The sequence below is a fragment of the Trebonia sp. genome (genome assembly GCF_049794275.1).
Classification (GTDB): Bacteria; Actinomycetota; Actinomycetes; order Streptosporangiales; family Streptosporangiaceae; genus Trebonia.
Genome location: NZ_JBARCR010000030.1, coordinates 1 through 23,374 on the forward strand (window position 1 = coordinate 1; position 23,374 = coordinate 23,374).

General features: G+C 69.5%; 24 protein-coding genes and 1 pseudogene. 11 read left to right on the plus strand and 14 right to left on the minus strand.

Annotated features, from left to right (window positions below; genetic code table 11):
- From WA805_RS00750 to WA805_RS00765, 4 genes and pseudogenes are all read left to right on the plus strand, one after another.
- Positions 1 to 373 (plus strand): annotated as a pseudogene (locus WA805_RS00750) (LLM class flavin-dependent oxidoreductase); the annotation flags it as partial.
- Between the two features lie 35 nt (positions 374 to 408).
- A complete protein-coding gene (locus WA805_RS00755; RefSeq protein ID WP_422287988.1) occupies positions 409 to 1,329 on the plus strand; it encodes an SDR family oxidoreductase in 921 nt (306 codons plus the stop codon).
- Positions 1,330 to 1,422: 93 nt separating this feature from the next.
- Entirely contained in the window at positions 1,423 to 2,247 is an 825-nt protein-coding gene (locus WA805_RS00760) for an alpha/beta fold hydrolase (RefSeq protein WP_422287986.1), read from the plus strand.
- A gap of 12 nt (positions 2,248 to 2,259) precedes the next feature.
- Positions 2,260 to 2,739, plus strand: a complete 480-nt coding sequence (locus WA805_RS00765; protein ID WP_425241407.1) for a VOC family protein — start codon at positions 2,260 to 2,262, stop codon at positions 2,737 to 2,739.
- On the opposite strand, the gene WA805_RS00770 is transcribed toward WA805_RS00765, so the two are convergent.
- The gene (locus WA805_RS00770) at positions 2,736 to 3,569 is read right to left on the minus strand and encodes a MerR family transcriptional regulator (protein ID WP_422287982.1); all 834 of its coding nucleotides are present in this window, start codon (positions 3,567 to 3,569) and stop codon (positions 2,736 to 2,738) included. The two genes, WA805_RS00765 and WA805_RS00770, sit on opposite strands and share 4 nt — an antisense overlap.
- Before the next feature lie 136 nt (positions 3,570 to 3,705).
- On the opposite strand from WA805_RS00770, the gene WA805_RS00775 reads away from it, so the two are divergent.
- On the plus strand, positions 3,706 to 4,065 hold the full coding sequence (locus tag WA805_RS00775) for a nuclear transport factor 2 family protein (RefSeq protein ID WP_422323304.1): 360 nt from the start codon (positions 3,706 to 3,708) through the stop codon (positions 4,063 to 4,065).
- Positions 4,066 to 4,089: 24 nt separating this feature from the next.
- Here WA805_RS00775 and WA805_RS00780 read toward each other — a convergent pair whose 3' ends face one another.
- Positions 4,090 to 4,794 (minus strand): DUF5995 family protein, encoded by a 705-nt coding sequence (locus WA805_RS00780; protein WP_422323305.1) that lies wholly within the window; start codon positions 4,792 to 4,794, stop codon positions 4,090 to 4,092.
- Positions 4,795 to 5,020: 226 nt separating this feature from the next.
- Here WA805_RS00780 and WA805_RS00785 point away from each other — a divergent pair, with 226 nt between their 5' ends.
- Complete coding sequence (locus WA805_RS00785; protein WP_422340531.1) at positions 5,021 to 5,749, plus strand: maleylpyruvate isomerase family mycothiol-dependent enzyme; 729 nt, start codon at positions 5,021 to 5,023, stop codon at positions 5,747 to 5,749.
- A 7-nt stretch (positions 5,750 to 5,756) separates the two neighbouring features.
- On the opposite strand, the gene WA805_RS00790 is transcribed toward WA805_RS00785, so the two are convergent.
- Together WA805_RS00790 and WA805_RS00795 are read right to left on the minus strand one after the other, a co-directional pair.
- A complete protein-coding gene (locus WA805_RS00790) occupies positions 5,757 to 6,290 on the minus strand; it encodes an isochorismatase family protein (RefSeq protein ID WP_422272669.1) in 534 nt (177 codons plus the stop codon).
- A gap of 79 nt (positions 6,291 to 6,369) precedes the next feature.
- Positions 6,370 to 7,920 carry an AMP-binding protein gene (locus WA805_RS00795; RefSeq protein ID WP_422287975.1) on the minus strand — a complete coding sequence of 517 codons (1,551 nt, stop codon included), beginning with the start codon at positions 7,918 to 7,920 and terminating at the stop codon, positions 6,370 to 6,372.
- A 55-nt stretch (positions 7,921 to 7,975) separates the two neighbouring features.
- Between WA805_RS00795 and WA805_RS00800 the strand changes: the two genes are divergently transcribed.
- Both WA805_RS00800 and WA805_RS00805 read left to right on the plus strand, forming a co-directional pair.
- Positions 7,976 to 8,938, plus strand: a complete 963-nt coding sequence (locus WA805_RS00800; protein WP_422287973.1) for an SRPBCC family protein — start codon at positions 7,976 to 7,978, stop codon at positions 8,936 to 8,938.
- Positions 8,939 to 8,977: 39 nt separating this feature from the next.
- Positions 8,978 to 10,042, plus strand: coding sequence for a DNA topoisomerase IB (locus tag WA805_RS00805; RefSeq protein WP_425241408.1), 1,065 nt, complete (start codon positions 8,978 to 8,980; stop codon positions 10,040 to 10,042).
- A 91-nt stretch (positions 10,043 to 10,133) separates the two neighbouring features.
- Here WA805_RS00805 and WA805_RS00810 read toward each other — a convergent pair whose 3' ends face one another.
- The 4 genes from WA805_RS00810 to WA805_RS00825 form a co-directional block, all read right to left on the minus strand.
- The gene (locus tag WA805_RS00810; protein ID WP_422271101.1) at positions 10,134 to 11,390 is read right to left on the minus strand and encodes a M24 family metallopeptidase; all 1,257 of its coding nucleotides are present in this window, start codon (positions 11,388 to 11,390) and stop codon (positions 10,134 to 10,136) included.
- Positions 11,391 to 11,396: 6 nt separating this feature from the next.
- Positions 11,397 to 12,353: an NAD(P)-dependent oxidoreductase gene (locus WA805_RS00815; protein ID WP_422323316.1), complete on the minus strand. Its 957-nt coding sequence runs from the start codon at positions 12,351 to 12,353 to the stop codon at positions 11,397 to 11,399.
- A 95-nt stretch (positions 12,354 to 12,448) separates the two neighbouring features.
- Complete coding sequence (locus tag WA805_RS00820; protein WP_422337495.1) at positions 12,449 to 13,165, minus strand: GntR family transcriptional regulator; 717 nt, start codon at positions 13,163 to 13,165, stop codon at positions 12,449 to 12,451.
- Positions 13,166 to 13,169: 4 nt separating this feature from the next.
- Positions 13,170 to 13,700, minus strand: a complete 531-nt coding sequence (locus WA805_RS00825) for a VOC family protein (RefSeq protein ID WP_425241409.1) — start codon at positions 13,698 to 13,700, stop codon at positions 13,170 to 13,172.
- 122 nt (positions 13,701 to 13,822) lie between these two features.
- Between WA805_RS00825 and WA805_RS00830 the strand changes: the two genes are divergently transcribed.
- Together WA805_RS00830 and WA805_RS00835 are read left to right on the plus strand one after the other, a co-directional pair.
- Complete coding sequence (locus WA805_RS00830) at positions 13,823 to 16,183, plus strand: alpha-ketoacid dehydrogenase subunit alpha/beta (protein WP_425241410.1); 2,361 nt, start codon at positions 13,823 to 13,825, stop codon at positions 16,181 to 16,183.
- Positions 16,183 to 17,454, plus strand: a complete 1,272-nt coding sequence (locus tag WA805_RS00835; protein ID WP_425241411.1) for a dihydrolipoamide acetyltransferase family protein — start codon at positions 16,183 to 16,185, stop codon at positions 17,452 to 17,454. The genes WA805_RS00830 and WA805_RS00835 overlap by 1 nt, the downstream gene beginning before the upstream one ends.
- A gap of 43 nt (positions 17,455 to 17,497) precedes the next feature.
- Here the strand turns inward: WA805_RS00835 and WA805_RS00840 are convergent, their stop codons facing one another.
- The 5 genes from WA805_RS00840 to WA805_RS00860 all read right to left on the minus strand — a co-directional run bounded on the left by WA805_RS00840 (position 17,498) and on the right by WA805_RS00860 (position 20,867).
- Entirely contained in the window at positions 17,498 to 17,623 is a 126-nt protein-coding gene (locus WA805_RS00840; RefSeq protein ID WP_422271089.1) for a hypothetical protein, read from the minus strand.
- 38 nt (positions 17,624 to 17,661) lie between these two features.
- A complete protein-coding gene (locus tag WA805_RS00845) occupies positions 17,662 to 18,573 on the minus strand; it encodes an ABC transporter permease (protein ID WP_422271088.1) in 912 nt (303 codons plus the stop codon).
- Positions 18,563 to 19,330, minus strand: a complete 768-nt coding sequence (locus WA805_RS00850) for an ABC transporter ATP-binding protein (protein ID WP_424564353.1) — start codon at positions 19,328 to 19,330, stop codon at positions 18,563 to 18,565. The genes WA805_RS00845 and WA805_RS00850 overlap by 11 nt, the downstream gene beginning before the upstream one ends.
- Before the next feature lie 4 nt (positions 19,331 to 19,334).
- Positions 19,335 to 20,252 (minus strand): ABC transporter substrate-binding protein, encoded by a 918-nt coding sequence (locus WA805_RS00855; RefSeq protein ID WP_422325729.1) that lies wholly within the window; start codon positions 20,250 to 20,252, stop codon positions 19,335 to 19,337.
- A 258-nt stretch (positions 20,253 to 20,510) separates the two neighbouring features.
- Entirely contained in the window at positions 20,511 to 20,867 is a 357-nt protein-coding gene (locus WA805_RS00860; RefSeq protein WP_422271082.1) for a hypothetical protein, read from the minus strand.
- A 63-nt stretch (positions 20,868 to 20,930) separates the two neighbouring features.
- Here WA805_RS00860 and WA805_RS00865 point away from each other — a divergent pair, with 63 nt between their 5' ends.
- Positions 20,931 to 21,824, plus strand: coding sequence for a sulfotransferase family protein (locus WA805_RS00865; RefSeq protein WP_422271080.1), 894 nt, complete (start codon positions 20,931 to 20,933; stop codon positions 21,822 to 21,824).
- 19 nt (positions 21,825 to 21,843) lie between these two features.
- On the opposite strand, the gene WA805_RS00870 is transcribed toward WA805_RS00865, so the two are convergent.
- The coding region (locus WA805_RS00870) for an ABC transporter ATP-binding protein (protein ID WP_425241412.1) at positions 21,844 to 23,374 on the minus strand (1,531 nt) is incomplete at its 5' end.

Below are 23,374 nucleotides of genomic sequence, written 5' to 3' on the forward strand. Positions count from 1 at the left end.
GGCCCGCGCGCTGGCGGCCGCCAAGGCGGACATCGTCACCCTGGCCATCGGCCCGCTCACCAGCCGGGAGGAGGCGGCGCGGCTCGCCGCCGAGGTCCGGGAGGCGGCGGGGACGCGGGCCGGGTCGATCGAGTTCGAGTCACCGATCTTCGTGGTCGGCGACGAGGCGCCGCCGTGGGTGCAGCGGTTCCTGCAGGCCGACTTCGCCACGCTCGTCGAGCGGGACTCGCTGCTCATCCTGCGCGGCAGCCCGCGGCAGATGGCCGATGAGCTGCTGCGCCGCCGGGACGAGATCGGCGTCTCCTACGTCAGCGTGAACGCCGCCTTCTGCGAGCAGTTCGCTCCCGTGGTGGAGCTGCTCGCCGGCGGGTAGCGGACCGGTGACGGGACCAGCGACGGAGGCGAGGCATGATGCCAGAAAGCCCGCAGACCGACGTGGTGACCGGCGCGTTCGGCTACTCGGGGGCGGCGATCGCCCGTGAGCTGCTCGCGGCCGGCCATCAGGTGCGCACGCTGACCGGCCACCCCGGCCGCGCCCCGGCCGGCACCCCCATCGACGCGCGCCCGCTGGACTTCACCGACCCCGACGCGCTGCAGCGCAACCTGCGCGGCGCGCACACCCTCTACAACACCTACTGGGTCCGGTTCCCGCACGGCGGCGTGACGCACGAGACCGCGGTCGCCAACAGCCGCGTCCTGTTCGAGGCCGCCTCGCGGGCCGGCGTCCAGCGGGTCGTGCACGTCTCGATCACCCACGCCGACGCCGCGTCCCCGTACCCGTACTTCCGCGGCAAGGCCGAGGTCGAACGCGACCTCACGGCGACCGGCATCCCGTACGCGATCGCGCGGCCCGCGATCTTGTTCGGCGGCAACGGCGTGCTGCTCAACAACATCGCCTGGCTGCTGCGCCATCTGCCGGTGTTCGCTATCGGCGGCGACGGCAGCTACCGGATACGGCCCATCCACGTCGACGACCTGGCCAGGCTCATGACAGACCTGGGCGGACGTGACGCCAGCATCACCGTCGACGCCGTCGGGCCGCAGTCGCTCACGTTCCGGGAGATGGTCCTGGCGATCCGCGCAGCGACCGGCAGCCGTGCGGTCATCGTGCCGGCGCCCGGCTGGCTGCTGCCGCCGGTGGCCGAGGCGCTCGGCGTCGTGCTGCGCGACAGGCTGCTGACCGGCGAGGAGTACCGCGCCATGGCCGACGGCCTCGCCGACTCCGGTGAGCCGCCGACCGGGCAGGTCAAGCTCACCGACTGGATCGCGGACAACGGCGACACCCTCGGCCGCCGCTACGCGAACGAGATCGACCGCCACTACCGGTAGCCCCGGGCCGGCGTCGCGAAAACGCCCGTGCTTACCATGGGTCTCGCCGGACCCTAGTCCGCGATCAGGCACATCCACGGGAGGGAGTACCAGGTGGGCACGATCACGACCACTGACGGCACGGAGATCTTCTACAAGGACTGGGGAACCGGTCAGCCCATCGTGTTCAGCCACGGCTGGCCGCTGTCGGCCGATGACTGGGACACGGCGATGATGTTCTTCCTCCTGCACGGCTACCGCGTCATCGCCGCCGACCGGCGCGGCCACGGACGATCCACCCAGACCAGCGGCGGCCACGACATGGACCACTACGCCGACGACCTGGCCGCGGTGACGGCGCATCTCGATCTGCAGAACGCGGTGCACGTCGGCCACTCCACCGGCGGCGGCGAGGTCGCACACTACATCGCCCGGCACGGCGAAAGCCGGGTCGCCAGGGCCGTCCTGATCAGCTCCGTGCCGCCGCTGATGCTCAAGACCGACGCCAACCCCGGCGGCCTGCCCAAGGAAGTCTTCGACGGATTGCAGGACCAAGTCGCGACCAACCGCACACGGTTCTACCGCGACTTCGCGTCGGGACCGTTCTACGGTTACAACCGCCCAGGCGCTCAGCCATCGGAGGCCATCATCGATAACTGGTGGCGGCAGGGCATGATGGGCGGCGCGAAGGCGCACTACGACGGAATCGTCGCCTTCTCGCAGACCGACTTCACCGAAGACCTGAAGAAGATCAACGTGCCGGTGCTCGTCATGCACGGCGACGACGACCAGGTCGTTCCGTACGCCGACTCCGGACCCCTGACCGCCAAGCTGGTCAAGAACGGGACGCTGAAGACCTACCACGGCTACCCGCACGGCATGCCCACCACGCACGCCGACGTCATCAACGCCGACCTCCTGGCCTGGCTGAAATCCTGAGTTGGGGCAACCATGACAGAGCCGACGCCTTACATCGACTACGCCAACCTCCCCAACCCCACCGAGGGCTTCCTGGCCACGTTGTTCATCACGGTCCGCAAGGTCGCCAAGTCCCGGGACTTCTACTCGCGTGTCCTCGGCGGCACCGTGGTCCTCGAGGAAAACCCGTGCATGGTCAAGCTGTCCAATTCGTGGATCATCATGAATCCCGGCGGACCGCCGACCCCCGACAAGCCGGGCATCACGGTGGCCGACTACGAGCCAGGCAACACCACGTCCATCTTCCTGAACCTGCGGGTCGCTGACATCCAGGCCTGCTACGAGGAATGGAAGGCGCAGGGGGCGGAGTTCGTGACTCCGCCCATCGACCGCGGGGCGGAAACCCGCTGCTACATGCGGGACCCGGACGGCTACCTGATCGAGGTCGGCCAGTCCACCGGCCTGCTGCACGGCCACCTCGCCGCCAAGCGCCCGGAGGACCTCCCGGGCTAAGCGGGTACCCCTGTACTGAAAATGGGCCAGCAGATCTCGGTCCGCCACGCGGCCGCGTCGGCCGTGTCGTGACGGCCGACGAGGTAGTACTCCCTGATAGGCCCGTCGACCTGGAGGGCGTGGCTGCTCACGTACGCGGCCAGGGCGCCGTAGGCGCGGTCCACGTCGGCGTGCGAGCCGGCGTGCGTGATGACCGCGAGTTCGGCGGCCGGGACCGTGAACGGGGCGACGCGCCCCAGGCCCTGAACCTCCGCCGCGGTGGGCACGAAGACGGTCGCTTCGCCGCGTTCCTCGGCGAACAGCGCGGTGGCGTAGATGCCCCCGGCGGGTCCCGAGGCGGCGACGCCGCGCGCGTCCAGGGTGGCGTACAGCTCCCCCAGCGCCCCCAGGAACCACGGCAGCAGGTCGCCGACGTCGACGGTTTCGCTGACAGCCGCGGCCATCGTCGCGTCGACCCGCCGGTGGCTGACCGGCGCGGCGGCGGACGGGTCGGCGAGCAGGTCCCGCAGCGACGCGACCGCCTGCTGTGTCCTGGCCAGGTCCTGCTCGAGCTGCGACAGGTGGTCGGCGATGAGCCGGTTGCGGGCCGTCAGGTCCGGGGCGCGCAGTACCGCCTGGATCTGCTCGATCGGCATCTCGAGGTCGCGGAACCGGCGGATGACCTGCGCCACCGGGATCTGGTCCGTGGTGTAGTGCCGGTACCCGGTGTCGTGGTCGACTTGAGCCGGTTCCAGCAGCTGGACCCTGTGGTAGTAGCGCAGCGTCTTGATGCTCAGGTGGGTGGCGCGGGAGAAGTCGCCGATGGTGAGGGAGCTCAGGGAGCCGGGCACCTGGCCAGTGTGGGCCCTCCACTAGGGGGAGAGTCAAGGCGCCGGCTGGCTGTTGACCCTCCCGCCAGGGCATCGCCGAGGGTGGATCTCAGCGGCCGGAACGAGCCTGCCGCTGAGATCCTGAGGAGGACCAGCCGTGAGCACCGAACTGCCCGCCATCGTCGCCGAGTACATCACCGCCGTGAACGCGCTCGACACCGACCGGATCGTCGCCACCTTCACCCCGGACGCCTACGTCAACGACAACCGCAGGGAGATGTGGGGCACCGAGGCGATGAGGGCCTTCTTCGCCAAGGAGTTCGTCGGCGACCACGTGACGATGGAGGTCCGCGAGGTCATCGACCACCACGGCGACATCCTCGTGCGGGCCGCCTTCGACGGCACCTACGACAAGACGAACCTGCCCGACGACTTCGTCATGACCAGCTACTTCAGCATCCGCGACGGCAAGATCTCCAGCCTCGCCGTGATCTTCAACCAGCCGTCCCCGTACTGAGCGGCGGCCTTGGACTGAGCGGCCTTAGACGGCCACCAGCAGCATGCGGCTGGCCAGCGTCGTTGAGGCGGCGAGTGCGTCGAGGAAGAGCCCGCGCGCGATCGGGTCGTCGCGCACCGCCCACAGCAGCAGGCAGTTGGTCCAGGCCAGGTCGCGGGCGTCGTTGATCGTCCAGTTGCCGATGAGGTCGGCAACCGCCGCCAGGTGACGGTCGACGGCCAGCTCAGCGGCGGTCTCGAACGACTCCCTGAAGGACTGCTCGGCCCCGTCGAGCAGCTCGTCGACCTTCTGGTAATCAGCGAAATGCGGGTCGGCGTCGGGTGAGGTAGCCAGCGCCGCGCACGTGCGGACCAGCGCCAGCGGCAGGTCATGGTTGATATGGGCGTTCATTCCGGCCAGCGCGAACTGGATCGGCTCGATGCCCGCCATGTCCCGGCGCTCCGCGAGCGGCAGCCACGCCAGAGGCACGGCCGCCAGGTCGCCCAGTGCGCCGGCCGCGGTGAAGTACAGGTTCGCGAACGTGACATCCAGCTGGGCCATGAATACCGGGTCAGCGAAAAAGCCCGCGCTGATCCGGCTGTTCACCTCCTGGATCACAGCCAGGTACATGCGGTTGAAACACGCCACCCCGTCCGCCGCGGGAAGCGCCGCGTCAATTGCCTCCATCCGGGCTATGGCCTCGGCTACCGAGGCCACCGGCGTGTCTGGTACGGACGCAGCGATCGACATGGCAGTCACTATAGGGCGACCGTCAGAATTCTGGCGGCGCCGGGTCGTCGCAGCCCGCCGAACGCGCGAAGCCAAATGCCTTTCACCATGATCACGAAGAAAAATCTTCCTATACGCACAATTTTCTTACGTGATCATGAAATTCGCTCATACTGCCGTCGGGTCGCCTAGGCGAACAACCGCTGACAGAATGGCCCTTTACGTCCGGACGGTGAGGAGGGTGGCGGTGACGGTTATTGACGATCTTGTCGCGGAAGCGGTGCGGCTGGACAGCATCCTCAGCCTGCTGACCGAGGCGCAGTGGCTGGCGGACTCGGCCGCCGACGGCTGGTCAGTCGCCGACGTGGTGCTGCACCTGGCGCAAGGAGACGAAGGCGTGGCGACCAGCGCGGGCGGCACGGGTCCGAGGGCAGGCGCCGCCGCGGACGTCACGGTCGACGAGTGGGCGGCCCGGATGGTCGAAGCGGAGCGAGCCGCGCCGTCGGAGGTCTTCCTCCGGTGGCGGCAGAGCCGCGACGCCGCGGTGGCGGCGCTGCGCGCCGCCGACCCGCAACAGCCCTTGCAATGGGTAGCCGGGCCGGTGAAGCCCGCGACCCTGGCGACGACCCGGCTGGCGGAGTACTGGGCGCACGGACTAGACATCACGGGCCCGTTCGGAATCGACTTTCCCGACACCAGCCGACTGCGGCACATCGCGTGGCTAGCGCACCGGACGCTGCCGTACGCGCTGTCGCTCGCCGGCGAGGCGCCGGCCGCCGTGCGGTGCTCGCTGACGGCGCCGGACGGGGCGACCACCTGGACCTTCGGGCCGGACGACGCCGAGTCAGAGATCAGCGGGCCTGCGGGGGCCTTCTGCCGGGTGGCCGCCCAGCGCCTTGACCCCGCGGTGTCGGGACTGCGCGCCACCGGTCCGTCCGGCGCCGCAGCGCTTCGGGTCGCCAGGACCTACGCGTAGCGGGAGCTCACCTGAGCAGCTTCTGCACGTCGCGGAACCTGGGGTTGCGCGAGTCGCGAAGCCATTCGAAGAGCACCATCTCCGAGGTCACGATGTCGACGCCGTGCTGCCGGGCACGGGCTATCCCGGCCGCCGCGTCAGCCGGGTCGCGCGAGCTGGCCGCGTCGGCGGCCACGGCCACGCGGTACCCGGCATCGACCAGGTCGAGCGCGGTCTGCAGCACGCAGACGTGAGCCTCGCACCCGGCGATCACGACCTGCCGCGTGCCGGCCGGCAGCAGCGCGTCGAACCCGGGATCCCCGGCCGCGGAGAACGTGGTCTTGGCCAGCGTCTCCTGCGGGTAGGCCGCCAGCGCCGCGACGGTCGGGCCCAGGCCTGCCGGGTACTGCTCGGTAGCGCGCACCGGCACGCCGAGGAGCTGCGCCGCCTCGGCCAGCCGCACGGACCTGGCGACCATCGCGTCCCCGTCGGCGATGACGGGCACGAGCTTCTGCTGCAGGTCGATGAGGAGCAGCACCGCGTTGTCGGTGGTAAGAGTCACCCCTCGACGCTACGCCAGCCCCGGGCCACGGGTCGAGGTCGGCGCGTCCCGCGCTTCTTGCTGTTATCAGCGCGGTCGGCTAGACGATCGGGGACTGGTGACCGGCCCAGTACGCGTCGCGCAGCATGCGCTTGTACAGCTTGCCCGTCTCGGACCGGGGCAGCTCGGGCACGAAGTCGACGGTCCGCGGGCACTTGAAGTGGGCGAGCCTGTCCCTGCAGTAGGCGATCAGCTCCTGGGCGAGGGCAGGACTGGCGGCGGCCGGGTCGGCGAGCTGCACCACCGCCTTGACCTCCTCGCCGAGATCCTCGTTCGGTACGCCGATGACCGCCACGTCCAGGACCGCTGGATGAGCCGCCAGGACGTTCTCTGTCTCCTGCGGATAGATGTTGACCCCGCCGGAGATGATCATGTAGCTCTGCCGGTCGGTCAGGTACAGGAACCCGTCCGCGTCGACGTGGCCGATATCCCCCACCGTGCTGGCCGCGCCGTCGCCAGACCGGCTCTCGGCGGTCTTCGCCGGATCCTGGAAGTACTCGAACGCGGTCGCGCCGCGGAACCAGACGGTCCCGTCGGTCCCGGCCGGGCACTGGCTGCCCCCGGGGTCCAGGATGAGCAGTTCCCCGAGGACGGCACGGCCGACCGTGCCGGGACGGGCGAGCCATTCGGCGCTGGTGCAGAACGTGAAGCCGTTGGCCTCCGTGGCCCCGTAGTACTCGGTGATGATCGGGCCGAGCCAGTCGATCATCGCCCGCTTGACATGGACGGGGCACGGTGCGGCCGCGTGGACGATGCACTCGAGCGATGAAGTGTCGTACCGTACCCGCACGTCGTCAGGCAGGCGCACCAGCCGGTTGAACATCACCGGCACCATCTGGCAGTGGGTCACCCGGTAGCGCTCGACAAGAGCCAGCCACTGCTCGGCGTCGAAATGCTCCATCACGATGGTGGTGCACCCCATGCGCAGTGCCGCCGCCACGCTCGCGCCGGGCGCCGAGTGATACAGCGGCGCCGGGTTGAGGTAGGTCATGCCCGCGCGAAACCCGAACAGCCCCTGCACGAACGCCATCACCGGCAGCGGCTGGTCGGGACCGCCCTCCGGCAGCGCGCGCAGGACGCCCTTGGGATGGCCGGTCGTGCCCGACGAGTACAGCATGGCCGCGCCGAGCGCCTCGTCGGGAACCGGGACGTCGGGGTACCCGGCGACCACCGCGTCGTAGGGTTCCCAGCCGGCCGGCAGCGGGCCAGGGCCGGTCATCAGCATGCGGTCAAGCCCCGGGCATTTCGCGGCCGCAGCCTCCGCCACCTCTCGCCTGGCGGCCGAGCTGAACAGCACTTTCGCCTGCGAGTTAGCCACCACGTAGGCCACCTCGTCGGCGCCGAGGTAGGTGTTGATCAGGGAGTAGTACAGGCCGGTCCGTTCGGCGGCGCCCGCGATCTCAAGCAGCTGCGGGCTGTTCTCCATCAAGACCGCGATGTGGTCTCCCCGCCGCAGTCCGGCATCCCGCAGCAGGTGCGCTATCTGGTTGCTGCGGGCCTCGAACTCGCCGAAGGTGACGGTGTCGCCTGTCGATGCCATGATGATGGCCGGCTTGTCAGGGTGATCCATGGCCTGCTGGCGCGCGAACACGCTTCTTACAATAGATCGCTGGCGTGATCTGCGGCGGTGCCGGAACGGAGTCGTGATGTGGGAAGCAACCGTGCGGGTGACCCGCGAGCAGGAGGTTGACGCCGATCCCGAGCGCGTGTGGGCGCTGGCGGCGTCGCCCGCGGCGCTGGCGGCCATGCCCGGCCACCGCTTCGCGTTCGCGGTCCCTGCGGCGGTTCCCGGAACGGACCGGCTGTGCTGCATGATCGTCTCCGGCAAGCACGACGTGCACTGCGCCGTGGTTGACGTGCGGGAGGAAGTTCCCGGCCAGCTGGTCCGCTGGCAGGTACGGTCGGCGCCTAGCCGGAAGGAGACGCTGACGCTGTCGGTGCGGCCCCGGGCGGGTGGCTGCACGCTGAGCGTGGCGGTCAGCGAGGTCGTCCCGAGGATCGACAAGGGCAGCTACCAGAAGTACTGGCACCGCACCGTCACGGACTGGGCAGATCGCCTGCAGGCGATCGCCGAAGGCCGGATGCCCTGGCCGCCGGATGCCATGTCCGCGGAGATGCGAGACGTGTGCGCCGGCTTCGAGCTGCCGAAGAAGACCGGGCAGGCCTCCGCCAGCGCGGTGATCAGCGCCGAGCCAGGCGCCGTCTGGCAGACGGTGTGGGCGCCGGATTCCAGCCGTCTTATCGACCCGGAGACGGTCGTCTGGGCGGGGACCGTGCCGGGCACGCCGCAGCGGTCGGTCGGAGAATTGCAGTACACCGTGCAGCGCCACGATGATGACCGGTTCACCGCGATCGTCGACGTGGTCAAGGAACTGGCCGAGGGCCGCCGCGCGGTCACGCAGCGCATCGGGCATCCGGATACCGAGAGGCTGCTCCTTCTCACGCCGGTTGCCGAAGGAACCCGGCTGGAGCTGACAGCCCGCTGGCCGGCGCCCACGGTCAGGAAGACGCACGCGGAGCAAACGGCCGATACCGTCGCGACGCACCTGCAGGAGACGGCGGAAGCCTACAAGGAGCACATCGAGAAAGCCGCCGGCACGCCTTCGTGAGCCGCGCATGAACAGCCGGCTGGCGGGAAAGCAAGGCTGGTGCGCGATGAGGAGCTGGTGCGGAGCGAGATCACCGGCCCGGCGATTGGGCGGCAGCGCCGCGGGCGCGGGTTCCGCTACCTGGGGCCGCGTGGCGCGCCGGTTACCGACGCCGCGACGCTGTCCCGCATCAAGGCGCTGGTCATCCCTCCGGCGTGGGAAGACGTATGGATCTGCCCCGATCCAGACGGCCACATCCAGGCGGTGGGTACTGACGCAGCAGGCCGCCGCCAGTACCGGTACCACGACAGGTGGCGCGAGCTGCGGGACCAGGAGAAGTTCGACCGGGTGCTGGAATTCGGCCGGACGCTGCCGAAGATCCGGGCCGTGGCCGGCCGTCATCTGCGCGGCCCCGCGACGCTGTCCAGGGAGCGCGTGCTCGCGGCCGCCATCCGGCTGATCGACCTGGGATTCTTCCGCCCTGGCGGCGACGAGTACGCGGCCGAGAACGGCTCGTACGGACTGGCCACCATCCGCCGCGAGCAGGTGAGGTGCAGCAGGAACGGCGAGATCGGCTTCGATTACATCGGGAAGAGCGGCAAGCAGCAGGAGCAGGCCGTCGTCGACTCCGACGTCTTCTCCGTCGTCCGCAGCCTGAAGCTGCGACGATCCCGCCCGGATCTCGAGGATCTCCTCGTCTACCGCAGCGGCAAGCGCTGGCACAACGTCACCGCCGGGGACATCAACGACTATCTGCGCGAGATCTCCGGAGACGACTACACCGCCAAGGACTTCCGCACCTGGCACGCGACCGTGCTCGCCGCCGTGGGGCTGGCCGTCTCTGTGCAAGCCGCCGGGTCGCCGGCCGCCCGCAAGCGCGCCATCGCCCGGGTCGTCAAGGAGGTGGCCAGCTACCTCGGCAACACCCCGGCCGTAGCGCGCGCCTCCTACATCGACCCGCGGGTCATCGCGCGGTACGAGAAAGGCGTCACGATCGCTTCCGCCCTCCCCGACCTCGGCAAGGGCCAGGAATTCGGCGACGCCGCCACCCACGGCCGCGCCGAACGCGCCGTCCTCGACCTGCTCACCTCCGGCAAGCGCCCAGCATCGGGCAAAGCCTTTTGACGAAAGAAAAATCTCCTATGCGCGTACTTTTCTTTCGTGATCATGAAACCTCGACGGTATCGGCACCTTTGAAGCGTTGAGAGAAAGCCGTTCAGTACTTGTTCGCGATGAAGAGATCCTGAGCGGGGAACTTCGTCAGGATCTCGGTGCCGTAGTCGGTGACGACGACCTCTTCCTCGATGCGGGCGGCGGAGATGCCGTCACTCGCCGGGCAGTACGTCTCCATCGCGAAGACCATGCCGGCCTGCAGTTCCAGCGGGTGCGACAGCGAGTTCAGCCGGGAGATGATCGGGCGCTCGTGCAGGCCCAGGCCGAGGCCGTGCGCGAACTGCAGGCCGAACGCCGCCATCTCGCTCTCGAACCCGAAATCCTCCGCGCGCGGCAGCGTCAAGGCGACGACGTCGGACGACACGCCCGGCTTGATCGCGGCGATCGCCGCGTCCATCCACTCGCGGGCCTGCTTGTACGCGTCGTATTGCGCCGCCGTCGCCGAGCCCACCCCGAGGGTGCGGTAGTAGCAGGTGCGGTAGCCGTTGAACGAGTGGATGATATCGAAGAAGGCCTGGTCGCCGGGGCGGATGATCCGGTCGGTGAAGTTGTGCGGGTGCGGGTTGCAGCGCTCGCCGGAGATCGAGTTGACCGCCTCCACCTGGTCGCTGCCGAGCTCGTACAGCCGCTTGTTGGCGAGCGCGACGATCTCGTTCTCCCTGATGCCCGGCTTCAGCACGTCGACGATGTCCTGGTAGACGCCGTCGACCATCGCCGCGGCCTGATTGAGCAGCATGATCTCGTCGGGCGACTTGATGACCCGGGCGTCGAGCATGGCCTGCTGGGCGTCCTGGACAGAGATGCCCTGCCGCGACAGCTCGAACAGGAACGGCGGCTCCACGATGTCGATGCCGAGCGGCGCGCCGTCCACGCCGGCCGCGCGCAGCTCAGACACGATCTCGGTCACGGCGTCGCGCATCAGGCCCGCGTCGGGCGCGACAGCGCCGCGGAAGCCGAGGAACCCCGGGCGCCAATTCGAATCGGGCAGCCACGGTGAGTACAGCTTGTGGTGCCGCACCGCCGAGCCGAAGTCCCACAGGATCGGGTCCCTGTCGCGGAACAGCAGCGCGTAGCGGATCATCTTGTCGCCGAGCGCGCCGCCGATCCAGGTCTGCGTCGTGTAGCGGATGTTGTAGAAGTCGAAGAGCAGGAAGGCGCCGCACTCGGTCGTCCGCAGCGCCTCTTGCGCCCGGGCGAGCCGGTACGACCGGAGCCGGCCGAAGTCGACGCGCTCCTCGTAGTCCACTCCCATGTGCCCGGGGGCGCCGATGGGGCGCACACCAGCTGGACGCTGCGACATAACGGCTCAGGCCTCCTCTGCTGCGAGCCCGTCGTCTGTTGCGAGCCCGTCGTCGACCTCGACGTTCTCCGCCTCGAGCGCGTAGCCGGAACGGCGGGCCTGCTCAAGGATGAGCGTAGCGAAGTCATCGCCGGTGTAGCCGGCCCCGACGGCCTGCGCGATGAGCATGTCGGCCGTGGCCGCCAGCGGCATCGGCACCCCCAGTTCCCGGCCCGCGGCGAGGCCGAGCTGGAGGTCCTTGCGGAGCAGCACGGTGGTGAAGGACGGGTGGAAATCGAGGTTCACCAGCGCCGGCGACTTGTACCTGGAGAATTCCGAGCCGAGCACCGAGTCGTTGAGGAACCGCAGGAACGCGGCGCGGCTCACGCCGCCGCGCTCCGCGAGGACGGTGATCTCAGTCAGCGCCTGGATGACGACGCCGAGGAAGACGTTGTGCGCGATCTTGACCAGGCGGGCGGTCTCGCCCTCACCGCAGTAGGTGACGCCGCGGCCGAACGTCGCCAGCAGCGGCGCGACGGCGTCGAACGCCTCCTTCGGGCCGGAGACGGCGACGGTGAGCTTGCCCGCCGCGATGACCTTGGGGTTGCCGCTAACGGGGGCGGCGAGGAATCCGGCGCCAGCGCCCGCGGCGACGGCGCGGGCCTCGGCCGAGACCTGCGGGGAGACGGTGGAGGAGTCGACGATGATGTCCGGCGCCTGGGTGCCGGTCAGCAGGCCGCCGTCGCCGGTGAGGACGGCTTCGAGGTCGCGGTCGGCGGCGACCATGATGAAGACGACGTCGCGGTCGGCGAGGTCCACGGGGCGGTCGACGATCTTCGCGCCGCTGGCCGCGAGCGGCTCTGCCTTGGCCTTGGTGCGGTTGTACACGGCGACGTCGTTGCCGGCCCGCAGCAGGCGCAGCGCCAGCTGATAGCCCATCCGCCCGGTGCCGATCCACCCCACCGTGGGCGCCCCGTTCCCCAACGCGTCCTCCTTTGATTCAGCTGTCCCGCTCAGCTTAGGTTGCAATCGATTGCAACTTTGCTGGCACAGAAGGCTCTTGTCAAGTCACAGTGAGATCAGGGCGCGAAGATCTCCGGATGCTTTTCCAGCTCGAGCCGTGTGCGGCGGATGTGCGTGACGAGCACCCGCTCGGCGTCGTCCGCGTCCTGCCGGCGCACGCAATCGAGGAGCAGCCGGTGTTCCAGGTGCGTGACGCCGAGCCCGCCGCCGGCGCCCGCCCCTCCGCTAGCGCCGTTGCCGGCACCGGCGCGCGCCGCCCGCTGGGTGAACTCGCGCCGGTAGTGCTGTGTCGTATTCCACATCCGGTGAATGATCTGCCACGTCTCGCCCGGTGCCGCGCCCGCGTAGCTGGACAGGTGGAACTCGCGGTCGGCGCGCAGGAACGCGTCCACGTCGGTGCCCGCGGCCTCCATCGCCTCCGTCAGCTCGGCCAGCCTGCCGATCTCCGCCTCCCCCAGTCGCGGCATGCTGCTGCGCAGCAGCAGCGGCTCGAGCCGTTCCCTGATCAGGTACAGCTCGGCGCACTCGGCCATGGTCAGCCTGGTGACCCAGGCGCCGGAGTTCGCGACGAGGGTCACGAGCCCTTCGGCGGCGAGCATCCGCAGCGCCTCGCGGACCGGGATCCGGCTCGCGCCCGAGCGCGCCGCGACGTCCTCCTGCCTGATCCGCTCCCCTGGCCGGTAGCTGCCGTCCAGGATCGCGGTACGCAGGCTCTCGGCGATCCGGTGGCTGACGACGTTATCGCGGTAGCCCGCGTCGGCGGTGATGACCATCGCGTCAGTCCGCGGGGGCCGCAGGATGCCAGAGCTTCACGGCCGCGTCCCGCTCGTACGCCTTGCCGCCGGGATAGCTCACCAGCTCGAACTGCATGCCCCACGGGGACAGGAAGTACTGCCAGCGCTGCCCGGCCGACGCGTTGCGGCTCGCGACCGGCCCGGCGAGCAGCCGGATCCCCCGTGACCGCAGGTAGTCGACGGCGGCGTCCATGTCATCGACGTACAAGGCGACGTGGTGGCCGCCCACGTCGCTGTTGCGCGGCTCCGGTCGCTGGTCGTCGTGCGGCTCGTACTCGAAGACCTCGAAGTTCAGGCCGAAGCCGCAGCGGTAGAACCGGATCTCCCGCACGACCCGGCGCGGGTCGACGTTCAGGTGCTCAAGCATCCAGTCGTCGTCGTGCCGCATCTCTGGCAGCGAGTAGACGTAGTCGCAGCCGAGCACGCCGGTGAAGAACGCATGCGCCTGCTCCATGTCGGGCACGGTGATCCCGACGTGGTCACCGCCGCGCAGCCCCGGAATGCCTCTGGTCACCAGCCCTCGCTCTCCTGTGGTTATGTATCCAATTATTCGGAACGTACGCTGCTTTCTCTGGCTTCGTCCCGCGATCTCCCCTCGATGTGGATACATTAGCGCGCTCGCGATAGCCTCGTGCCATGCCACGCGTGAAGCGCCTTCAACCGGGCTCGGAATGGAACGAGCTGACCACCACGGCGGCCGACTGGAAGGCCGCCGATCCCGCGCTGCTCGCCACCATGCTGGGCCAGCTGCACCTCATCCGCGCCTTCGAGGAGACGGTCCTCGAGCTGGCCGGCGAAGGCCTCGTGCACGGCCCCGCGCACTCCAGCATCGGGCAGGAGGGCGGCGCGGTCGGCTCGATCGTCTCGCTGCGCTCGGCGGACGCGGTCAACGGCTCGCACCGCGGCCACCACCAGTTCCTCGCCAAGTCGCTCACCCACGTGACGAAGGGCGTACTCGACCTGGGGTCGTTGGTGACACAAGAGGTGGCGGAGGTGCTGCAGCGCACGCTGGCGGAGATCCTCGGGCTCGCCCAGGGCTACTGCGCCGGGCGCGGCGGCTCGATGCACCTGCAGTGGTTCGAGGCCGGGGCGCTGGGCACCAACGCGATCGTCGGCGGCGGCGTGCCGATGGCGGCGGGCAACGCCTGGGCGCAGCAGCATTCCGGCACGTCCGACGTCACGGTCACGTACTTCGGCGACGGCGCGGCCAACATCGGGTCGGTGCTGGAAAGCCTCAACCTCACGGCCGCGTGGAAGCTGCCGCTGTGCTTCTTCATCGAGAACAACGGCTACGCCGTCTCCACCACCGTCGAGGAAGCCACCGGGGAGCCGCGCCTGTCGGCGCGGGCGCTCGGCTTCGGCATCCCGGCCTGGCGGGTCGACGGCATGGACCCGCTCGCCGTGCACCTGGCGATGGAGCGTGCCCTGCTGGCGTTGCGCGCCGGCGAGGGGCCAGTGGTCATCGAGGCGCTCGTCTACCGCTTCTTCCACCAGAACGGCCCGTTCCCCGGATCCGCGTTCGGTTACCGGACCAAGGAGGAGGAGGCCGCGTGGCGGGCCCGCGACCCGCTGGAGCGGGTCGCGGCGGAGATGACGAAACTCGGGCTGATCAACGAGGCCGGCGTGGCGGCCGTGCGGGCCCAGGCGGTGGACGCGATGAAGGCGGCGGCCGCCGCCCTGACCGAGCAGGACCCCGACGCTGGTCCCCACGGCCCCCGCACGGGGGGCTCCCGCCCCCCGTCTCCCCCTGGGAAGGGCGTACGACGCATCAGGCCGTCGCTGTGGCCGGACCCGGCGTTCGTTGACGTGGGCATCCGCGGCGACCTGTCCGAGATCGCGGGCGCGCGCGCCGTGGAGCAGCCGGACTTTCGCGGTGAACTGAAACGCGGCAAGTTCATCGACGCGGTGTCGCGGGTCATGGACCGGCGGATGTCCGCGGACGAGCGCATCGTCGTCCTGGGCGAGGACGTGCACAAACTCAACGGCGGCACGAACGGGGCCACCAAGGGCCTGGCGAAGAAGTTCCCCGGCCGCGTGCTCGGCACGCCGATCTCGGAGAACGCGTTCGCCGGGCTGGGCGGCGGGCTGGCGCTGGACGGCCGGTTCCGCCCGGTCGTGGAGTTCATGTACCCGGACTTCCTGTGGGTCGCGGCCGACCAGGTGTTCAACCAGATCGCGAAGGCCAGGCACATGTTCGGCGGCCGGAACCCGGTGCCGCTCGTGCTGCGCACGAAGGTCGCGATGGGCACCGGCTACGGGTCGCAGCACAGCATGGACCCGGCCGGCATCTTCGCGACCAGCGTCGGCTGGCGGATCATGGCACCCTCGACGCCCTACGACTACGTGGGCATGATGAACGCCGCGCTGGCGATCGAGGACCCGGTGCTGGTGCTCGAGCACGTGGACCTGTACGGCACCGAGGGCGACATCCCGGTCGGCGACCTGGACTACCAGATCCCGTTCGGCCGCGCGGCGGTCCGCCGCGCGGGCCGCGACGTGACGGTGCTGACCTATCTGTCAATGGTGTCGCACTCCCTGGAGGCGATCGAGCAGACCGGCATCGACGCCGAGCTCATCGACCTGCGCTTCCTCGACCGGGCCTCGCTCGACTGGGAGACGGTCGGCGAGTCGGTCAGGAAAACGAACGCGGTGCTCATCGTGGAGCAGGGCGGCCTCGGCACGTCGTACGGCGGCTGGCTCGCCGACGAGATCCAGCGACGCTTCTTCGACTGGCTGGACCAGCCCGTGCAGCGCGTGACCGGCGGCGAGGCGGCGCCGTCGATCTCGAAGGTGCTCGAACGGGCGGCGATCGCGCAGACCTCGGATGTGGTGGGCGGCCTCGAGCGAGTACGCGCCGCCTTCGGCGGCGGCCCGGCCCCGGGGTCATCGGGTCGCGAGGGCCTTGGGGCAGATTCCTGGCGACAGTCCTCCGGAACATCGCCAGGAATCTCCCCGGCGGCCCCTGCTTCCCGCCCGTCGGGTGAGGTGCGGCGGTAATGGCCTCCGTGGTGCGGATGCCCAGCGTCCTCGCTGGCGCTTCTGAGGCTGCGATCGCCAGCTGGCTGGTGGCGCCTGGTGATGAGGTGGCCGTTGGCCAGCCTCTTGCGGAGATCGAGACCGAGAAGGCGCTCGTGGAGTACGCCGCCGAAGAGGCCGGCGTCGTGGGGCGCCTGGTCCTGGCGGTTGGCGACACTGGCGAGATCGGCGAGCCCATCGCGGTCCTCGTCGCCGACGGCGAAACCGACGCCGACATAGACGCCGCCCTCGGCACCGAAACGCCAGCCCCGCCGCCATCCGGAACGTGGTCGATGGGACATCGTCCACCAAAGAGTGTGGTCGATGGGCCATCGACCACCAACGGGCACCAATCGCCGGCCGGAGTGGACGGATCGCGGATCTTCGCCAGCCCGCTCGTGCGGAAGATCGCCGGCGAGCGGGGCATCGACCTCGCAGCGATCGCGGGCACGGGCCCGAATGGGCGGATCGTCCGCCGAGACCTGGAGCAGTTCCTGGCGGCCCAGCCCGAACGCGTGGAGCCCGAACCGGTTCAAGCGCCAGCGCCAGTGCAAGCATCAACCCCGGTCGTGGCCGGCGATCGGCTCGTGCCCCATACGCCGATGCGGCGTGCCATCGCCCGCCGCTTGACCGAGTCCAAGGCGACGACGCCGCACTTCTATATGGTCACCGAGTGCGTCGTCGATGAGGTGCTTGAACTGCGTAAACGCATCAACGAGAGCTCGCCGGTCAAGATCTCGGTCAATGACTTCGTCGTCATGGCGGTCGGGGCGGCATTCCGCGACGTGCCCGAAGCCAATGTCACGTGGAACGATGAGGGCCTCGTGGAGCACGGCTCTGTCGATATATCGATTGCTGTCGCTACCGAGGGCGGTCTGGTCACGCCGGTGCTGCGCGGAGTCGACGGCAAGCGCCTGTCGGATATTGCCAGGGAATCGCAGGACCTCGCGGGGCGCGCCAGGGAGCGGCGCCTACGGCAGGATGAGCTGGAGGGCGGCACGCTCTCCGTCTCGAACCTCGGCATGTACGGGACGCTGGAGTTCTCCGGGATCATCAATCCGCCGCAGTCCGGCCTTCTCGCGGTCGGCGCGGCGAAACAGCAGCCGGTCGTCACCGACGGCGTCGTCACCATAGCTACCGTGATGCGCTGCACCCTCTCGATCGACCACCGTGCGCTCGACGGCGCCCTGGCCGCGCGCTGGCTGGCCGCGTTCACGACCCGCCTGGAACACCCGCTGGGGACGATCGTTTAGGCAGCGATCGTTTAGGCAGTCTGTGCGGGCGTGTGCGACAGGCTTACGCCGCGGGCGCGGATCTCGCGTCGGCGTCGAGGGCTCCCGAGATGAGCTGGCGGATGGCGTTGGCCAGGGCCTCGTCGAGCTCGGGTTCGGCGGCCGTCACTACGGCCTCCCCATGTTCCATCGGGACTCCCCGTCGGCTTATGTCGTCAAACGGCGGAATCAAGTTACACGGCCACAATCCGGTTCGCGCGCGAACACGCCGAGGGAACAAGAATTCTGTAATAACGCCTGCTCTAGCCCCCAGCGGCGGCGGATCGCCTTGTTCGCGACGCCGAACAAGCCGTCCACGGCGATCCCGATGATCAGGAACACGATCATGATCGCGACGACACTGGTCATGTCCGCCTGGTCCTGGTCGCTGGACAGCAGCACGCCGAGCGACGGCTTGTTGGCGATGATCACGATCAGCTCGCCGGCGACCAGGGCGTGGAACGTGAATGCCCACGCCTGCTTCAGGCCGGCGACGAACGTGGGCAGCGACGCGGGCAGGTACAGGTGACGCTGCAGCGACAGCCGTCGCAGGCCCATCATCCTGGCCGCCTTGACCAGCAGCGGCGGGGTGTAGTCCACGCCGGCGATCACCGCGTTGGCGACCGACGGGGCCCCGGCCATCACGATCACGAACAGGATCGCCTGGGTCGTGATCCCGAACAGGATGATCGCGAACGGGAACCAGACGAGCGACGGCATGATCTGCAGGCCGGTGATCAGGGAGCCGACCGCCGCCCGCAGCGGCCGGATCCTGGCCACCAGCGAGCCCACCACGATGCCGATCAGCAGCGCCAGCGCGTAGCCGAGCCCGGCCCGCCCCAGGGTCGTCCCGACCGCACTCCAGAACACCGCGGTGTGCGCCTGGTCCCACAGGTTGCTCAGCGTGACGCCGGGGCCGGGGATGACGTACTTCTTCCAGCCGGACAGGTGGATCAGCTCCCAGATGACCCACACGATGGCGAGGGCCGCGAGCTTCGGCCACACCGCGCTCCAGGCCTTCCTGGCGGTCTGCCGCCCGCCGCGCGGCGCCGGCGCGACGGTGTCGAGGGCGTCGAGCCCGATCAGCGTGCTACTTGCCATGGCGGCCCACCTCTTCCCGCAGCCGGTCGGTGATCGTGCCGGCCAGCTCGGCGACCGGCGCGGAGTCGATCCGCCGCGGCCGCTCGATGGGCACTTTGTACTCGGCGATGACCCGGCCGGGCCGGCTGCTCAGCAGCACCACCCGGTCGCCGAGGCGCACCGCCTCGCGGACGTTGTGCGTCACGAACAGCACGGTCAGGTTCCGGCCCTCGCAGACCCGGTCCAGTTCGTCGTGCAGCAGGTCCCTGGTCATCGCGTCCAGCGCGCCGAACGGCTCGTCCATCAGCAGCACGTCGGCGTCCTGGGCCAGCGCCCTGGCCAGCGCGACGCGCTGCCGCATGCCGCCGGACAGCTCGTGCGGCCGCTTCTTGCCGAACCCGGCGAGGTGGACGGTGTCCAGCAGCTCAGCCGCCCGCTGCTTGCGCTCGGCCTTCCGCACGCCGCGGGCGCGCAGCGCCAGCTCGACGTTGCCCGCCGCCGTGAGCCAGGGAAACAGGCCGGGCTCCTGGAACATCAGCGCGACGCGGCCGCCGACGGATATCTCGCCGCTGGTCGGCTGGTCCAGCCCGGCCACCAGGTTAAGGAGCGTCGACTTGCCGCAGCCGGACGCCCCGATCAGGCAGGTGAACTCCCCTGGCTCCGCCGCCAGGCTCACCTGGTCGAGGGCGGGGACGGCGCTGCCGCCCCGCCCGAACACCTTGGAGACGCCGGCGAGCGTGACCGCCGCCGGCGCCTCCGTGACCGCTGTCGCGCTCATGGTGTTATCCGCTCACCGACGACTGGCCGACGGCGCTGAGCAGGTTGTTGAGCGGGGTGAGGTCGAAGATCCCGCTGAGGTTGACCGGCTTGAGCAGCCCGACGGTCTCGGCCTGCTGCGCGTCGGCGCTCAGCGACGCGGCGTCCGGGTCGGCGGTGAAGGTGATCTCCTTCCACGCCGGGCCGAGCACCGCGGACTTGAGCGGCTTGCCGGTGGAGGCGGCGAGTTCCGCGTTGGCCGCGGCCTGGGCGCCTGACGGGTCGCTCTTGATGTAGTTGAGCGCGTCAAGGTTGGCCTTCAGCAGGTCGTTGACGACAGCCGGGTGCGCGGAAAGGAAGGACTGGGTGACCATCAGCACGGTCGTGGTGCCCGGCTCGGACAGCAGCACCTTGCCGCCGTCCTGGACCATCTCGACGTCATAGGGCGACGGCTCTGAGCCGCCGGCGATCTGCCCGGACTTGAACTCGAGCACGGCCGCCGAGTTCGGGGTGGTCGGCTTGATCGCGACGTCGCCGCCGCCGGTCGCGCTGGTGGTCAGCCCCTGCTGCTTGAGCCAGTACCGCACCGCCACGTCCTGGGTGTTGCCGAGCGACGGGCTGGCGAGCGACTGCCCCTTGAGCTGAGCGGCGGAGGTGATGGACGGCTTCACGACGATCGACGCGCCGCCGGTCGCGGCGCCGGAGATGATCTTGATGGCCGTGCCGCCGGACTTCTGCCAGGCGTTGATCGCCGGGTTCGGGCCGACGTAGGCGGCGTCGATCTGCCCGGCCAGGATCGCCGTGGTCTCCTGCGTGCCGCTGGAGAACACGGTCGTCGAGACCGTTCCCGCGGATCCCAGCTCCTTGGCGAAGTAACCGTTCTTCACGGCGATCAGCGCCGGGGCGTGCGTAATGTTCGCCAGGTACCCAAGCCGCACGGTCACGGGCGCGGCGGCGGACGCGCTGCCGGTACCGCTGCTGGTTGATGTCGAGCTCGGGCTGCTTGAGCTCGCGGAAGAGCAGCCCGCAACAAGAAGCGCGCCGCCAGCCACAGCGGCCACGCCAGCCAAGATCCTGCGCATTAGTACCCATTCTCTATCGGTTTAGTAGGTTGCTATAGGACTATACACCCCACCGGCAAAGTAGGAAACACTCCGGCAAAAGTTGTAACAGCCGAAGCAAGTTGGTCCGGCCGGTCCGCGTTACGAGTCGTCGGAGGAGTCCTGCAGGTCCATGCCCTGGACAGACGGGAACGTGGCCAGGCACTCCTGCAGGCGGGCGATGTCCGCGTTGGAGGCGCCGGTGACCGTGTACACGACCTCGTCGACCGCCGACGACAGCGGCACCCCGGACGCGATCGGGGTGGCGGTCACGTGCGGCAGCTTCGCGCACGCGGTGCGCACGTGCAGCCGTTCGGACACTGAGGTGCCGGACTTGAACGACACGAGCGCCTGCTGCTGGCCGAGCGACTTGTCGAATTGCGCGCACCCGGTGACCCCGAGCAAGCAGGCCGTCCCGACGATGGCCAGCGGAACGACGACACGGGGTAGTACTCGCACAGAGACAGCCTACGCGGACCCCCCACCGAGTACCGTACGGGGAGACAGAAAGAACTCCCCTCCATGTCGTCGCGCCACATCCTCATCGTCAACGCCCGTAAGGTCACCCAGCCGGTCTTCGTGATCGGTGCGCCGCACTCCGGCGCGGAGGCGGTCGGCCGGGCGCTGAAGATCTCCCCGGGCTTCCACGTCACGATCGGTCAGCACACCGTGCTGCAGGCCGTGTACGCGTTCGCCCGGCGTCCGTCGATGTACAGCGGCCGCGGCGAGGCCGCCGCGGCCGTGATACGCGACGCCTTCGCCCAGGGCTGGCAGGTACACCCGACGAGCTGCCTGGAGTGCACCCCGCAGTGCCGGTCGGCGGCCGGGCTGCGCCGCGAGGAGGTGGGGCCCTGCGTCGAGCAGCGCGGCCTCAGCCGGTTCGGCGACGCGAGCCCGGACCTCACCTACTGCGCGGAGGCGCTGGTGGCGGCGTTCCCCGACGCCCAGATCGTGCAGGTCGTGCGGGACGGCAGGGACACGGTGGCGGACATGCTCAAGGACCAGATCGCGATGTCCTGGTTCCGGCCGAGCATGGCCAACGTCGACGTCGAGTACCCGAATCCCTTCTACGGCGTGGAGGACGAGACCGACCGGCTCACCTGGCCGGACCTGTCCCCCGCGGGCAAGTGCGCGCTGCGCTGGCGCGGCGCCATCAGGCTGGCGGCCCGGCTGCGCAAGACCATGCTCGAGGACCAGCTCAAAACCCTCCGCTACGAGGACATGGCGAAGAACCCCGGCGGCACGGCCACCGCGCTGACCAGCTTCACGGGAGTAACGGTAGCCGCGCCGACCACGCCGGACCACCGGCGGCCGAAGAACGAGCCGAGCGCCTGGCGCCGTGAGCTCACGCTGAGCCAGGTCGCCGACGTCGAGAAGGTCGCCGGCGAGGAACTGCGGCGGCTGGGCTACTGCTGACCGCGGATACAGCTGAGCGCTAAAGAGCCGGCCGCGTACGTTCCGAATAAATCTCTTGACCCTTGAACTGGGTGTAGTACAGCTCCGCGTACAAGCCGTCGACCGCGAGCAGGTCCTCATGCGTGCCCCGCTCGACGACCTGACCGGCCTCGATGACCAGGATCTGGTCCGCGTTGAGCACGGTGGACAGCCGGTGCGCGATGACCAGCGAGGTCCGGCCGCGCAGCGCGAGCGTGAGGGCCTGCTGGACCGCGGCTTCCGACTCCGAGTCCAGGTGCGCGGTCGCCTCGTCGAGCACCACGATCGACGGGGCCTTCAGCAGCAGCCGGGCCAGCGCGACCCGCTGCTTCTCCCCGCCGGACAGCCGGTAGCCGCGGTCGCCCACGATCGTGTCGAGGCCGTCGGGCAGCACCGAGATCAGGTCCCAGATCTGGGCCGACTGGCACGCCTCGATGAGCTCCGCCTCGGTAGCGGACGGCCTGGCGTACAGCAGGTTCGCGCGGATCGTGTCGTGGTACAGGTGCGCGTCCTGCGTGACGACGCCGACCACGTCGTGCAGCGAGTCCAGCGTCACGTCGCGCAGGTCATGGCCGCCGATGAGCACGGCGCCGTCGTTCGGGTCGTACATCCGGGAAACCAGCTGGGTGATCGTCGTCTTGCCCGCGCCTGACGGGCCGACGAGCGCGGTCAGCTGCCCGGCGGGGGCGGTGAACGAGACGTTGTGCAGCACGCCCTGCGCCGCGTCCATCCGCTCGGGCGCCTTCAGCGCGATCGACTCCAGCGACGCGAGCGACACCTCGTCCGCCGTCGGGTAGCGGAACGACACGTCGTCGAACCGGATGTCCGGCGCCTCATCGGTGCCGGGCAGCATCCGCGGCAGCGTGATTGCGTCCGGCTTCTCCTTGATCAGCGGCTCCAGGTCGAGCACCTCGAAGACCCGGTCGAAGCTGACCAGCGAGGTCATCACCTGGACCTGCACGTTGGACAGCGACCCGATCGGCCCGTAGACGCGGGTGAGCAGCTGCGCCAGCGCGACCAGCGTGCCGAACTGGAGCGCTCCCCTGATCACCAGCGTTCCGCCCACCCCGTACACGACGGCGGTGAGCAGCCCGGTGAGCAGGGTGACCGCGATCATGAATACCGACCCGTACATGTCCCTGCTGACGCCGATCTCGCGGACCTTCAAGGCGTTCGCCGCGAAGATCCGCGATTCCTCCCGCGGGCGGCCGAACAGCTTGGCGAGCATCGCGCCCGCCACGTTGAAGCGCTCGGTCATCATCGAGCCCATCTCGGCGTTGAGCTGCATGGCCTCTCTGCTCAGCCGCTGGAGCCTGCGACCGAGGCGGCGCACGGGGAAGATGAACAGCGGGATCAGCACCAGCGCGATGAGGCTGACTTGCCAGGACAGATAGAACAGGGCGACCAGGATGACGGTCAGCGACAGCACGTTGGACAAGACGTTGGACAGCGTCCCGACGATCGCCTGCTGCGCGCCGACCACGTCCCCGTCGAGCCTGCTGACCAGGCTGCCGGTCTGGGCACGGGTGAAG